The organism is Mycolicibacter heraklionensis (assembly GCF_019645815.1).
Classification (GTDB): domain Bacteria; phylum Actinomycetota; class Actinomycetes; order Mycobacteriales; family Mycobacteriaceae; genus Mycobacterium; species Mycobacterium heraklionense.
In genome coordinates this window covers 3,273,619-3,285,633 of sequence record NZ_CP080997.1, presented here as the reverse complement: position 1 = coordinate 3,285,633, position 12,015 = coordinate 3,273,619, and the positions used below count along the sequence as shown (strand labels likewise).

At 66.1% G+C, this 12,015-nt stretch carries 15 protein-coding genes; 1 reads left to right on the top strand and 14 read right to left on the bottom strand.

Translation table 11 applies throughout. From position 1 onward, the window contains the following. Positions 1-41: 41 nt before the first annotated feature. The 11 genes from K3U94_RS15535 to K3U94_RS15485 are packed head-to-tail and all read right to left on the bottom strand — an operon-like array spanning position 42 to position 8,862. Positions 42-716, bottom strand: coding sequence for a 3-oxoacid CoA-transferase subunit B (locus K3U94_RS15535; RefSeq protein ID WP_047319381.1), 675 nt, complete (start codon positions 714-716; stop codon positions 42-44). Next, the gene (locus K3U94_RS15530) at positions 713-1,381 is read right to left on the bottom strand and encodes a 3-oxoacid CoA-transferase subunit A (protein WP_220694282.1); all 669 of its coding nucleotides are present in this window, start codon (positions 1,379-1,381) and stop codon (positions 713-715) included. Before K3U94_RS15530 ends, K3U94_RS15535 begins: the two co-directional genes overlap by 4 nt. After that, positions 1,378-2,535 carry a bifunctional 3-oxoadipate enol-lactonase/4-carboxymuconolactone decarboxylase PcaDC gene (gene pcaDC, locus K3U94_RS15525; RefSeq protein ID WP_220694281.1) on the bottom strand — a complete coding sequence of 386 codons (1,158 nt, stop codon included), beginning with the start codon at positions 2,533-2,535 and terminating at the stop codon, positions 1,378-1,380. Before pcaDC ends, K3U94_RS15530 begins: the two co-directional genes overlap by 4 nt. Beyond that, entirely contained in the window at positions 2,532-3,734 is a 1,203-nt protein-coding gene (gene pcaB, locus K3U94_RS15520) for a 3-carboxy-cis,cis-muconate cycloisomerase (protein ID WP_220694280.1), read from the bottom strand. Before pcaB ends, pcaDC begins: the two co-directional genes overlap by 4 nt. Next, complete coding sequence (gene pcaG, locus K3U94_RS15515) at positions 3,731-4,282, bottom strand: protocatechuate 3,4-dioxygenase subunit alpha (RefSeq protein ID WP_220694279.1); 552 nt, start codon at positions 4,280-4,282, stop codon at positions 3,731-3,733. Before pcaG ends, pcaB begins: the two co-directional genes overlap by 4 nt. After that, a complete protein-coding gene (pcaH, locus tag K3U94_RS15510; protein ID WP_047319439.1) occupies positions 4,275-5,024 on the bottom strand; it encodes a protocatechuate 3,4-dioxygenase subunit beta in 750 nt (249 codons plus the stop codon). The genes pcaG and pcaH overlap by 8 nt, the downstream gene beginning before the upstream one ends. Next, positions 5,021-5,749, bottom strand: a complete 729-nt coding sequence (gene phtC / locus K3U94_RS15505) for a 3,4-dihydroxyphthalate decarboxylase (RefSeq protein ID WP_230987150.1) — start codon at positions 5,747-5,749, stop codon at positions 5,021-5,023. Before phtC ends, pcaH begins: the two co-directional genes overlap by 4 nt. After that, a complete protein-coding gene (gene hcaB, locus K3U94_RS15500; RefSeq protein ID WP_220694278.1) occupies positions 5,746-6,546 on the bottom strand; it encodes a 3-(cis-5,6-dihydroxycyclohexa-1,3-dien-1-yl)propanoate dehydrogenase in 801 nt (266 codons plus the stop codon). The genes phtC and hcaB overlap by 4 nt, the downstream gene beginning before the upstream one ends. Continuing rightward, complete coding sequence (locus K3U94_RS15495; RefSeq protein WP_220696824.1) at positions 6,543-6,782, bottom strand: dihydrodiol dehydrogenase; 240 nt, start codon at positions 6,780-6,782, stop codon at positions 6,543-6,545. The genes hcaB and K3U94_RS15495 overlap by 4 nt, the downstream gene beginning before the upstream one ends. Before the next feature lie 17 nt (positions 6,783-6,799). Beyond that, positions 6,800-7,426, bottom strand: coding sequence for a 3-phenylpropionate/cinnamic acid dioxygenase subunit beta (locus K3U94_RS15490; protein ID WP_220694277.1), 627 nt, complete (start codon positions 7,424-7,426; stop codon positions 6,800-6,802). Further along, on the bottom strand, positions 7,423-8,862 hold the full coding sequence (locus tag K3U94_RS15485; RefSeq protein ID WP_220694276.1) for an aromatic ring-hydroxylating oxygenase subunit alpha: 1,440 nt from the start codon (positions 8,860-8,862) through the stop codon (positions 7,423-7,425). Before K3U94_RS15485 ends, K3U94_RS15490 begins: the two co-directional genes overlap by 4 nt. A gap of 123 nt (positions 8,863-8,985) precedes the next feature. On the opposite strand from K3U94_RS15485, the gene K3U94_RS15480 reads away from it, so the two are divergent. Continuing rightward, positions 8,986-9,804, top strand: coding sequence for an IclR family transcriptional regulator (locus tag K3U94_RS15480; protein WP_047319373.1), 819 nt, complete (start codon positions 8,986-8,988; stop codon positions 9,802-9,804). 3 nt (positions 9,805-9,807) lie between these two features. On the opposite strand, the gene K3U94_RS15475 is transcribed toward K3U94_RS15480, so the two are convergent. The 3 genes from K3U94_RS15475 to K3U94_RS15465 are packed head-to-tail and all read right to left on the bottom strand — an operon-like array spanning position 9,808 to position 11,974. Then, the gene (locus K3U94_RS15475; protein WP_220694275.1) at positions 9,808-10,500 is read right to left on the bottom strand and encodes a GntR family transcriptional regulator; all 693 of its coding nucleotides are present in this window, start codon (positions 10,498-10,500) and stop codon (positions 9,808-9,810) included. Then, complete coding sequence (locus K3U94_RS15470) at positions 10,497-11,219, bottom strand: maleate cis-trans isomerase family protein (protein WP_220694274.1); 723 nt, start codon at positions 11,217-11,219, stop codon at positions 10,497-10,499. Before K3U94_RS15470 ends, K3U94_RS15475 begins: the two co-directional genes overlap by 4 nt. Next, the gene (locus K3U94_RS15465; RefSeq protein ID WP_220694273.1) at positions 11,216-11,974 is read right to left on the bottom strand and encodes a maleate cis-trans isomerase family protein; all 759 of its coding nucleotides are present in this window, start codon (positions 11,972-11,974) and stop codon (positions 11,216-11,218) included. Before K3U94_RS15465 ends, K3U94_RS15470 begins: the two co-directional genes overlap by 4 nt. Between the last annotated feature and the right edge of the window lie 41 nt (positions 11,975-12,015).

The following is a 12,015-nucleotide window of genomic DNA, read 5'->3' as shown; positions in this document are numbered from 1 at the left end:
ATTGGGTGCCCAGTCGGAACACCTGCGGTGGGCTGCTGGGGTTAGCTGAAATCGACGGGCACTCTCGCCGCCAGGTCAGCGAGGGTGGTACCGAAGGTTTCGCGGGCCCGGATCGTTCCGGCGGCGGTGTCGATGTCGATGATGGCGTACTCGGTATAGACCCTGCTGACGCAGCGCAGACCGGTCAGCGGATAACTGCACGACGGAACCAGTTTGGCGGCACCGTCTTTGGTGAACAGGTCCATCATCACGAAGACGTTCTTGGCTCCGATCGCCAAGTCCATTGCTCCGCCGACGGCCGGGATCGCGCCCGGTTCTCCGGTGTGCCAGTTGGCCAGGTCGCCGTGCTGACTGACCTGTAATGCTCCCAGCACGCACACGTCGAGGTGCCCGCCGCGCATCATCGCGAACGAATCGGCGTGGTGGAAGTAGCAGGCCCCGGGCATCTCGGTGACCGGTATCTTGCCGGCGTTGGTGAGGTCGGGATCGATGTCCTCGCCCCGTGCCGCGGGTCCCATGCCCAGCATGCCGTTCTCGGTGTGCAGTACCACGGCGTCTTCGGGCGACAGGTGATCTGCGACGAGCGTGGGCTGCCCGATACCGAGATTGACGTACGAGCCCGCCGGGATGTCCCGGGCGATGACGGCGGCCAGTTCGTCGCGGGTCAGGGGACCGCGCTCAACGTGCTCGATCGCACTCGCCGGGATTGGCGTCACGAGCTGGTCTCCAGGATCCGGTCGACATAGATTCCCGGCGTGACAATCGCCTCGGGATCGAGTTGGCCGGTGTCGACGACACGCGACACCTCGGCGACCGTCAGCGTGGCGGCGGCAGCCATCACCGGGCCGAAGTTGCGGGCGGTCTTGCGATACACCAGGTTTCCCGCGCGGTCGCCGACCCAAGCGCGGATCAGCGCGACATCCCCGTGAATGGGGTACTCCAGCGCGTAATCTCGGCCGTTGATGGTCCGAATCTCCTTACCCTCGGTGAGCAGCGTGCCAACGCCGGTGGGGCAGTAGAACGCACCGATACCCGCACCGGCGGCGCGGATGCGTTCGGCGAGGTTGCCCTGAGGTACCAACTCCAGAGCGATCTTGCCGGCGCGATACAGGCCGTCGAACACATAGGAATCGGACTGGCGGGGAAACGAACAGATCACCTTGCGCACCCGGCCCGCGGCCAACAGCGCCGCCAGTCCGGTATCGGCATTGCCCGCATTGTTGCTGACGATGGTGAGATCGCCGGCTCCCTGGGCGATCAGTGCGTCGACCAGCGCGGTGGGCATCCCGGCCATCCCGAATCCACCCACCAGAATCGTCGCACCGTCGGAGACTCCGGACAGCGCCTCGGCGGCGGTGTCGCAGATAACCGTGCGGCTCACCCGGCGGCCTCGGAGGCGTCATAGTCGGCGAGCACCTGCGCGGCAATGCGGAACGCGGTATTGGCATCGGGTACACCGCAATAGATGGCGGTCTGCAACAACACCTCTTTGATCTCGTCGTTGCTCAGGCCATTGCGGCGCGCCGCGCGCAGATGCAGGGCAAGTTCCTCGTGGTGGCCCCGCGCCACCAAGGCCGTCAGGGTGACGATCGAGCGGCTGCGCCGGTCGAGGCCGTCCCGGGTCCAGATGCTGCCCCACGCATACCGAGTGATCAGCTCCTGGAAGTCGGCGGTGAACTCGGTGGTGTGCGCGACCGTGCGGTCGACGTGGGTGTCGCCGAGGACGTTACGTCGCACCGACATGCCCGCGGTGTAGACCGGGTCCCGCACCATCAGATGGTCGAGAACGAGGTTGGCGGTCGCCTCGGGGGCTTCGACGGGTGCCAGGTGGCCCACGGCGTCGAGCACCACCAGGCGACCGTGTTGGACACCGGAAGCGATCTGGCCCAGCAACTCTGGGGGAGTGGCGCCATCATGGGATCCGGCAATGGCCAACACCGGTGCGGCGATCCGACCGAGTTGGGCGGTCACGTCGAAATCGGCCAATGCCTCGCAGGCCTGGGCATACGATTCGTTGTCGGTGCCGCGCAACGCTTCCACCAACGCGGCGACCAGCTCGGGGGCTCGGTCGGTGAAACCGGGGGCGAACCAGCGCTGCAGCGATGCCTCGACAACGGCGCCGGTGCCCGAGGTTCGCACGGTGGCGGCTCGGGTGGCCCAGTCCTCGGCCCGGCCGATGGTGGCGCCGGTGCACAGCAGCGTGGCACTCGACAGCCGCTCGGGCGCATCGAGCAGCAGCTGCAAACCGACCGAGCCTCCGATGGAGTTGCCGGCGTAGTGGAATGCCGCGCCCGGCGCGATCTCGTCCACCAAGGCCAGCACGCCGGCCGCCAGGTCCGGCATCCGGAAGGGAGCTGCCGGGCTGCGACCGTGGCCGGGAAGGTCCCACGCGACGACGCGCAGACGTTCGGCGAGTTGTTCAGCGGCCAAGCCCCAGAGGGCAATTGCCGAGGTACCCAGGGATGGTCCGAGCAGGAGCAAGTCCGCGTCCTGCGGTCCGCCGAAGTCGGTGCCGACCAGCCGCGGCACGCTCATGTTGCCTCCATCAGGTGGTGGTGCGCGCGTTGCAGCACGGCGTCGATGAGATGGCTTGCCGCCCCGGTGTAGTCGCTGCGAGCGGTCTGCCCGGTCAACTCAGTCATCGCCCGCTGCTCCCCGAGCAGGTCGCCGGCGGCGGCAAGGTTCGCCGCGGCGCGATCGGTGTCGATGACCAGCCCGGCGACCAGGTCGGTGGTCTGCGCCGCAGCTGCCACGGCAGAGCGGGACAGGGTCCGCAGGGCTGCCCATTCGGCGTGCCAGCCGCCGTCGGAGCGCTCATCGACGCTGGCGGCCGAAGCGGTGTGCAAGCTGGCGGCCAGCGACGGTGCCACCAACCCAGCACGGCGGATCAGTACGGATAACACCGGATTGTTCTTGTGCGGCATCGTCGACGAACCACCGCCGCGGCCCTCGGTCAGTTCACCGATCTCGGGCCTGCTGCTCGCCGCGACGTCGTTGGCGATGTGGGACCAGGCGTCGCAACAGGTCACCAGCGCGTCGCCCACGCGGGTGATGACTGACCGAGTGGTGTGCCATGGCGGGCTGTCGGCCAGGCCAAGAGCTGTGGCCAGTCGCCCGGACAGGCTCATGGCATCGATGGGTGAGCCGGCTAACTCGGTGGCAGCGGCCATGGTTCCCGCGGCACCGCCGGCCTGCACCGACAGCTGCGGCAGGGCGGTGACACAGTCGGCGCCATCCAAAAGGCCGGTGAGCCAGTGGGCAATCTTCATGCCGACCGTGGTGGGCAACGCGGGCTGGGTCAACGTGCGGGCAAGCATCGGGCTGTCACGGTAAGTCTTGGCCAGGGCGGCCAGGGCGCGCACCTGCGTGCCGAGTTCGCTGCGAACTCGGCACAGTGCGTCGCGTAGGCAGAGCATCAGTGCGGTGTCGACGACGTCCTGGCTGGTCAGGCCTCGGTGCAGCCAGTGTGCCGGTTCGCCGCCGGTGCGTTCGCGCAGCAATTCGAGGACGCCGGGGACCGGGTTGCCGGTCGCCTCGGCCGCTACGGCCACTGTTTCCACGTCAGCTGCCGAGATCGCTGCGGTCAGGTCGGCCCGTGCCGAGGCCGGCGCGATGCCGGAGTCGACAAGCACACCGAGCCAAGCGTTTTCGACCTGCACCATCGCCGCCAGGTACCCAGCATCGCTGAAAATCTGTCCGGCCCGGTGGTCGCCGGGCCACAACAAGTCGGTCATGGCCGCTCCCGGTAGCGCAGGAATATCGTCTCGTCGGCGCCCTGCAGCCTGACGTCGAACCGAAAGCCATGCTCGTCGGGCACCGCAATGAGGGTATGGCGACGGTCAACAGGAACGGAGTTCAACAGTCGGTCTGCGTGGAGTTGATCGCCGGGCAGATAGGCACGAGTGAACAACCGGTTCAGCAGGCCGCGCGCGAATATCGTGACGGCAACAAATGGCGTCGACTGCTGGGGTGCTCCTGGTTTCACCGTCGTGAAGCTGTAGCGGCCGTGGGCATCTGTTGCGGCGCGTCCCCACCCGGCGAATGCGCAGCCGTCGCGACGAAGTGAATCGGAGGTGGTCGGCGCAGCGCCGCCCGCGTCGGCCTGCCAGATCTCCACCAGCGCATCGGGAACGGGCGCACCGGCGCCGTCGGTGACGGTGCCGTGTAGCCGGATGGCGCCGGGTGAGCCGGGAGGTACCAGTTCGTTGCCGCGGTCGAACGGCAATGCGTAGCCGAAGAACGGGCCGATGGTCTGCCCGGGCGTGGCCGTCAGCTTAGTCATCGTGGTCCTCGAAAGGCGTTGCGGCTGGGCCGGTGAGCACGATGTCCCAGCGGTAGCCGGTGGCCCACTCGTGGCTGGTGATGTCGTGGTCGTAGACCGCGACGAGCCGATCGCGGGCTTTCTGGTCGGTGATCGACTGATAGATCGGGTCCAGCGCGAACAGCGGGTCGCCGGGGAAATACATCTGAGTGATCATCCGCTGCGTGAATTCACGGCCGAACAAGGAGAAGTGGATGTGGGCGGGACGCCAGGCGTTGTGGTGGTTGCGCCAGGGGTAGGGGCCGGGCTTGATCGTGGTGAACCGGTAGACCCCGTCGTCGTCGGTGAGGCAACGCCCCGCTCCGGTGAAATTGGGGTCCAAAGGCGCGGGATGCTGATCCCCCTGGTGAATGTAGCGCCCGCTGGCATTGGCCTGCCAGATCTCGACGAGTTGCCGGCGGACCGGCCTGCCGTCACCGTCGAGGACCCGCCCGGTCACCACGGTGCGCTCACCGATCGGTGGGCCGGCGTGCTGGATCGTCAGATCCGCGTCGGGGAGGGCGATGTCGCACTCGCCGAAACAGGGCGCCCGGAGCTCGACGCCCTCTGGGTCTACCAGGTGCAGCGCACTTTTCGGATGCCGAAGCACGCTGCTGCGATACGGCGGATAGTCCAGCTTCGGTTGACTTTCCTCGATGCCGGCGCGTTCGTACTCGGCCTGGATTGCCGCGATTTCCGCGCTGATCTCCGCCTGACCGGTCATCGCCACTCCAGCCGGGCCAGTTCATGGCGCCAGGCGGCATCCGCAGTGAATGCGGGGCCGAGGTCGGGCAGATCTGCCAAGTCTGACTCGTCGATCGGCTTACACACGCCGCCCGCGGAGCGCACTCGCAGTGACATCGAAGCCAATTGGTCCAGGCTTATCGCTTGCAGGACAGCCTGGCGAACCGTGGCAGCGGCACTGGTGATTCCATGGCCGCGACAGATCACCACCGGCTTGCCCGCCATGGCGGCGACCATCTCCTTGCCGAGTTCTGCGGTGCGGATCAGCACCGCCCTCGGGTACACCGGGACGCCGCGGCGCGCGAGCCATGCGCCGGGGATGTCGAAAGCCCCGTAGAGGGGTTCTATCGTGATGCCCGCCAGGTCGGCGGCCACGACGGCCGCCGGATGCAGGTGGGCCACCGCCCGGTGTTCGGGATGTGCCAGCAGCGTCTCGACGTGAATCGGCAACTCGTTGGGTACCCGATACCCGTCTAATTCCCCTGCGATACCGGGGGTTCCGTCGAAGCGGATGAGCCGAATGTCGTCGGGCCGAGTGAAGGCCACGCCGTCGTCAGAGTCGCTGCGACACCGCACGAGTAGGTGTTCGTCGTCGATCCGGGCACTGATGTGTCCGAGAATTCCGTCCACCAGGCCGCGGGCGGCAGCGACTCGGCAGGCCTGCGCAACCTCTAGCCGCAGCGGCGCCAGGTCGTCGGTGTTCACGTGTTGGCCCCGGTAGTCATTCCGAATCCGCCGTCGGGATGTGTGCTGCCGGCGGTGATGCCGCGGGACCGGTCTGATGCCAGGAAGACGTAGCTCCAGGCGTGGTCCTGCGGAGTGAGTGCGACATTGAGGGGCGTGCGGGCCGCAAGGTCGCGTGCCCGGTCAGGGGTGTCGTCGAGGCGGATATGGTCCAGCGACAGGTTGCGCAGACCGCGCAGGTCGGTGTTCAACGTTCCGCCTGGTGCAACACCGTTGACCCGGATGTGCGGGGCGAGTTCGTAGGCGAGGGTCGCGACCAGGCCGCGAACGGCGAACTTCGACGCGACGTAGAGCACGCCGCCGCGGCCCGGATAGAACGACGACGCCGACTCGGTGAGGACGATCGACGAGCGCTCCTGGGCTTGCAGCGCCGGGACGGCGGCCTTCACCGACTGCAGATGACTCAGCACGTTCGTCTTGAACATTTCGTCGAAGGCCGGCGCCAGCTCTTCGGCGGAGATGTCGGTGATTCCCTTGTAGAAGTCGAAGATCCCGACGCAGTTGACCAGCGTGTCCAGGCCGCCGAACGCGGCGACGGCTGCTGCGACAGCGCGTTTGTTGGCCTCGGCTGTCGTTGCGTCTCCCTCGGTGACCGGAAGTCCCGGCAATTGCCTTGCCAAGGCGGCGCACTTCGCCGGATCGCGTTCCAACACCGCGACCTGGGCTCCCTCTTCGAGATAGGCGTCAACGACTGCTCGGCCGATGCCTGAGCCAGCCCCGACGACCAGCGCCCGTTTTCCGTCCAGCCATCCCGTCATGGCAGGTCACTGTCGTCGCAGAGCAGCGGTTGATGCATGTTGCCGACCATCGCGGCCAGAGTGTAGGCGTTCTGCCAGGTCAATGCCTCAAGTTCCAGGGCGTCGAGACTGATCCACTGTCCCGACTTCGGCGACGTGATCAGCAGCCGCGAACCGTTGCGGGTATCGACCCGGTGCAGCGTCACTTCGGTGAATTCGTTGGCGATGGTTATTGCGTCACCGACCGCATTAGCCATGAGGTCGTCGAGTGCGCTCACAGGAAGACCGCCAAGTTCTGCATGCGCAGGACCGACTCATCGACATAGATGGTGCGCCGCGCCAACTTCCATTGGTCATCAGTGCGCCGCAGTAGATCTTCACGGCCGCAGGAGACGAACGCCGCCTCGTTCACATCGCCGCGGCTGCGGAAGAGCAGCTCGGCCGACTCGACGATCAGGTGCTGGTCATCGTCGCAGGCAAAGGTACGGACATTGGTGATGTGATGGCGCAGCCGCGACGGAGGATCTTCGGTCCAGGCGTGCTCGGTCGCAAAGCGCGCGACGCGCCGGTTCAGCGAGTATTTGTTCTCGTCGAAATGGGCCATGCCGGGCGAAGTGTCGAATCCAGCGCCCGAGGCGGTGGTCACCCGCACAGGCATGAAGTAATGGATGTCCTCGGTGAGGGTGTCGAGCCATTCGGTGTACTGCTGCGCGTCGAGCAGATAGGCCTCGTCGACCAAGAACTGATGTGCCTGCAGGTGCCGGGCGTCGTTGAACGGCAAGGGCTTACCGGTACGAACCGTCTTCGGTGCATGGCCGCCCAGAACTGCGAGCTCCCAGGGGCCGCCGGCATCTTTCGGTCGGGCGAACCCGGGCCGCTGACTCTTCTCGGTGGATGTCATACCCGGGCCTCCTCGCAGGCTGTCTCGCATGCCGACGTGCCGTTGGTCTGCACCAGGGGCGTGATTCCTTCGCGCTGCGTGCCCATCGCTGCGGTGTCCGTTGCTACCGGAGGCATTTGAAGGTGATCGGCCCACATCCGAAGGATCGCTCGCTGATTGTTCTCGTTGTAGCCGACTTGAGCGGTACCCGGGCCGTGGAACAGCTCCGGCGGTAACGCATTGACCACCGGGGTGTCGTCGGCAAGCAGCCCCATCCGTCCGTTGAGCAACAGTTGACGGGCCATGGAGCCGGCAGCGGTGTTGGTCAGCGACACCCAGTTCTCCACGTCATCCTGTTCGAACATGCCCGTGGAGCCAAAGCACATCAGGTAGGCCTTGTAGGAGTCCTTCTTGAATTGCTCGGGGGCGGCCGCGTCGACCGCGAACCACGAGTACACCTCGGTTTCGTTCTCACTGATCGGCTGCCAGGTACGAATCGATATGAACGGCAACACATCTTCGCTGTCTTGAATCTTCGGCCAGTTGTGCACCAGGCTCATATTGGGAAAGCACGATGCCGCCGAGATCATGAAGCCGTCGTCGGCGACCATGCGCTGATGATCGGCTGACCACACGTCCTTGATTCGCCCCACCATCTCGTCGGGGTAGCCGACATAGCGCATCCGTTCCTCAAAGTTGCCCGGCGGCAGCTTGTAGGTCGTACCGCCGCCGCAGGTCGCCCAGTAGGTCGCACCGTCTTTACGCTTCTGCGCCTTCGGTTCACGAAACAGCCCGATATCGACGACAGAGGCGTGGGTATGCGGGGTGTGATACATGTCCCCGGCGAAGTTCTCGACGCCGATCTTCCAGTTCGCTTTGATGCGCCATCGTTGCGGGCCGCGCACCTCGAGACCGCTGCGACTCTGCTTGGTGTAGAAGTCGAGATAGAACTTGAAGTCGCCGAGAAACTCTTCGAGCGGCGGAGCCTGGGGATCAAGGCTGATGAAGATCATCCCGTTGTAACTGGCCAGGCTCGGTGCCGGCAACAGCGTCTGACCGCGCTTGGAGAAGCCGGCCTCGCCGCCATAAGCCTCTTGGTGGAAGGGCAGGCCGGTGATGCGCCCGTCGTTTCGATACGACCAGCCGTGGTAGGGGCAGCGGAAATTGGAGGCGTTGCCCATCTCGGCGCGGCAGATCTGCATCCCGCGATGCAGGCACATGTTGAACATGGCCCGCACGTCGCCCTTGGAGTCGCGCGCAATGATGAAGGAGTCGTTGAGCATGCGTCGCACCACGTAGTCGCCGTCTTGGGGGATCTCCGACTCATGCGCCACGAACATCCAGGCCCGGCGGAAGAGCCGCTCCTTCTCGAGTTCGAAGATCTCGGCGTCGTTGTAGATGTGCGCTGGGATCATTCCCCGCCGGACCTCGTCGAGGACATGACGGTGATCACTCATCGATGCGTCTCCAGTCTTGAAGGCCCGCGATGTCTGGTATGCAGAGAAAACTTTTCGGGGCGTGCAGAAAACTTTGCCAGGACGACGGATTAAAGGTCAACAACGCTGAGTACGATCTCTGGTATGCAGAGCGATGAGCTTCTCCGGGCCACTGCCGACGGCGCTGGCGCCGCGGCTCCGGAGTGGGGCGTGCCGCAGTATCCGATCGGGTCGGTGGACAGGGCGCTGAAGCTTCTGCTGCTGCTGGGAGAGCAGCCGCAGATCCGTTTGACCGACGCGGCGAAGCACTTGGGCGTCGCATCCTCGACGGCCCATCGCCTGTTGGCCATGCTGCAATACCGGGGCTTCGTGCGCCAGGATCCGGTGTCGAAGGCGTATCACCCCGGGCCGGCGCTGATGAGCGTGGCGTTTTCGGTGTTCAACCGCATCGATATCGAGAATGCGGCAAAACCGGTCCTGCTTCGCCTCAGTGAACGCCTCAACGAGTCGGTCCATCTGGGAATGCTCGAGGGCGCCAGGGTTCGCTTCATCGCAGCCGCCGAGGGGCCGGCTGCCGTTCGGGTTGCCTCAAGGCTCGGGCGCACCATGCCCGCGCACTGCACCTCGACCGGCAAGGCGCTGCTGGCGCGCCTGTCTGATGTCGACATTGCCCATCTGTACCCAGACGATGCGCTGGAGCGCGTGACGGCACATTCGGTCGGCACCAGGACGGAGCTGCAACGCGAGCTCAGTCGGATACGACAACAGGGGTACGCGGTGAACCGGGAGGGGAGTGAAGAAGGAGTCGCCTCAGTCGCGGTCCCCATCCCCACGCGCGCCCCAGGTGTGCTGCTGGCACTCAACGCCGCTGCGCCCGTTCACCGACTGAGCAGCTCACAGTACCGAGGGGTGGCCGGTGTGCTGGTCGAGGCGGCCAAAGAGATCGGCGACCAGATCGGCTAGCAGCTACGACGGCGCCAGAAGCAGCTGTCCTCGGCGCGCCAACAGGCGGCGCACCGCATCGTCCATGTGTTCGTCGATCAGCCGGATCGCCAGTTCTTCGTTTCTGGCGCCGATCGCCTTGCGCAGCACGACATGTTCGGTGACCTGCTCGCGCAGGTCGGGATAGGCCTCTTCGAGTTCGCCGAGCAGGATTCGCGTTTCCGACAGCAGCGTCCGCATCGCGCGGTGCAGTCGAGGACTGCCGGCACAGTCGACCAACACCTCGTGAAACTCCTGGTCGGCATCGGCCGCCGCCGCGCCGTCGCCTCGGGAGGCGGCAACACGCAGGGCTTCCACCGGGCCACGCAGTCGCGCCGCCGCGACGCGGGGGTCACCGCGCAGCACTTCGATTACGGCGGCGCGTTCGATGGCCTTGCGGGCCTGGTACACGTCGCGGACATCGTCATCGGTGAGTTCGACGACGAAGATGCCCCGGTTGCGTTCACTGCGCAGCAACCCTTCGGCCACCAGTCGCTGCATCGCCTCACGTAGCGGGCCGCGCGACACCGCGAACTGCGCGGCCAGGCTCGCTTCGCCGAGTTGTTGACCCGGTGCCAGCCGGCCGCGGGTGATCGCCTCCCGGAGCCGTTCGGCGATCAGCTCGGCCGTCGAGGGCCGGCTCAACGGCTCGAACCCGGCATCATGTGAGATTGTCATCGCCCATCCTCGAACAATGCGCCCAGCCCGGTGGTCCGCCGGGTTATCCCGGCGATGCGCAAACCCTCCCACACCGTCACCGCGTTGGCGGTCAGGACCGGCTTGCCGAGCAGTCGCTCGAGCTCGTCGATTTGGTCGACGGTGTGCATGGCGGTGTCGGGGATCAACAGTGCCTCTGCTCGGGGTGAGTCATTGCGCAGCGCCAATTCCCGCACGTCGCTTGGTGTCAGTCGGCCCACCTGTGCGGCGGTGGGGATGCCGGCATCGCCCATCGTTTCAACGGTGACACCGTGGGCGGCAACGAAATTCACGAACAGCTCGGCGATCTCGCGCGGATAGCTGGCCGCCACCGCGACGTGGCGACAGCCGAGCGCGGCCAGGGCGTGCACGAAGGCGAACGACGTGCTCGAGGCGGGCACGCCGGCTTCCGTCGCCAGCCGATCGACCTGCTCGGCGGCGCCGGAGGGCCCGAATACAAAGCTGCCCGAAGTGCATGCCCAGACCACCGCGGCGGGCCGCTGCGGCGCCAGCAGCGCCGCTCCCCAGGCGAGTTTGTCCGGGCTGCCGAGATCCATCAGCTCCGGCACGGCGTGCAAGTCGGTGCCGTAGATGTGCGCCACCGGCAGGTGCACACCCAGCAAGTGGGCGGCGCGCGGATAGTCGGACTCGGCGGCGTGGTCGGGATAGATGAACCCGACGGTCGGTTGGGTGGTGGTCATTGCGGGGCTCCGGTGAAGACGTCGCGGAGCCACCGCCCTGGACCCATCATCGGCAGGTCCATCCGGCCCAAACACGCCCACATCGTCAGTTGGTTGGCCGTCAGTATCGGCTTGCCCAGCATCTGCTCCAGGGGAGCGATGATGTCGTAGGTCCGCAGGTTGGTGCAGCTGACGAAGATGGCCTGCGAATCCGGGCGGTCCGCGGCCAGGATCCGTTCGGCCACCGTGCGGTAGTTGACCTTCCAGATCCCGCCGCCCAGGCCCAGATGATCCGAATGCAGCACGCTGACCCCGAGCTGGTTCAAGAACACTCGCAGCAGGTCGGTCAGCTCCTCGTCGTATGGGGTCAGCACGCTGATCCGCGAGATGTCCAGCGCGACAATCGCTTCAGCCAGTGCTCCCGACGTGGTGACCGCTGCCTTGGCGCCGGCGGCTTCGATCGCAGTGACCAGCGTCTTCTCGTACTCGACGCCGTGAATGAAGCTGCCCGACGCGCACAGGTAGGCGACTACCTCCGGCTCGACGTGCAGCACGTCGCGGGTTGCCGCCTGTAGGTGGTTGGTGTCGGACACCAGTTCGGCCATGGCCCGGCTCACCGGGACCGGTTCGTAGTGGGTGCGTGCCAGATGCAGGGTCACCTCGGCGGGGATCCAGCGCCACAGTTCGCGTTCGATGGCCAGATCGAACGGCGCGATGATGCCGACACCGCGCTGATCGACCGGCCCGTCGAAGTCCGGCAAGAGGGACAGATCCATGGGTTTCCCCATACCGACGTTCCACCCCCAGGACAGCCCTG

What these genes read in the sequence shown, in the direction of transcription:
- pcaDC (WP_220694281.1), bottom strand. Translation starts at nt 2,535, where the DNA reads ATGAGCGTGCCGCGGCTGGTCGGCACCGACTTCGGCGGACCGCAGGAC.
- pcaB (WP_220694280.1), bottom strand. Translation starts at nt 3,734, where the DNA reads ATGACCGACTTGTTGTGGCCCGGCGACCACCGGGCCGGACAGATTTTC.
- pcaG (WP_220694279.1), bottom strand. Translation starts at nt 4,282, where the DNA reads ATGACTAAGCTGACGGCCACGCCCGGGCAGACCATCGGCCCGTTCTTC.
- pcaH (WP_047319439.1), bottom strand. Translation starts at nt 5,024, where the DNA reads ATGACCGGTCAGGCGGAGATCAGCGCGGAAATCGCGGCAATCCAGGCC.
- hcaB (WP_220694278.1), bottom strand. Translation starts at nt 6,546, where the DNA reads ATGACGGGATGGCTGGACGGAAAACGGGCGCTGGTCGTCGGGGCTGGC.
- K3U94_RS15495 (WP_220696824.1), bottom strand. Translation starts at nt 6,782, where the DNA reads ATGGCTAATGCGGTCGGTGACGCAATAACCATCGCCAACGAATTCACC.
- K3U94_RS15490 (WP_220694277.1), bottom strand. Translation starts at nt 7,426, where the DNA reads ATGACATCCACCGAGAAGAGTCAGCGGCCCGGGTTCGCCCGACCGAAA.
- K3U94_RS15485 (WP_220694276.1), bottom strand. Translation starts at nt 8,862, where the DNA reads ATGAGTGATCACCGTCATGTCCTCGACGAGGTCCGGCGGGGAATGATC.
- K3U94_RS15480 (WP_047319373.1), top strand. Translation starts at nt 8,986, where the DNA reads ATGCAGAGCGATGAGCTTCTCCGGGCCACTGCCGACGGCGCTGGCGCC.
- K3U94_RS15475 (WP_220694275.1), bottom strand. Translation starts at nt 10,500, where the DNA reads ATGACAATCTCACATGATGCCGGGTTCGAGCCGTTGAGCCGGCCCTCG.
- K3U94_RS15470 (WP_220694274.1), bottom strand. Translation starts at nt 11,219, where the DNA reads ATGACCACCACCCAACCGACCGTCGGGTTCATCTATCCCGACCACGCC.
- K3U94_RS15465 (WP_220694273.1), bottom strand. Translation starts at nt 11,974, where the DNA reads ATGGATCTGTCCCTCTTGCCGGACTTCGACGGGCCGGTCGATCAGCGC.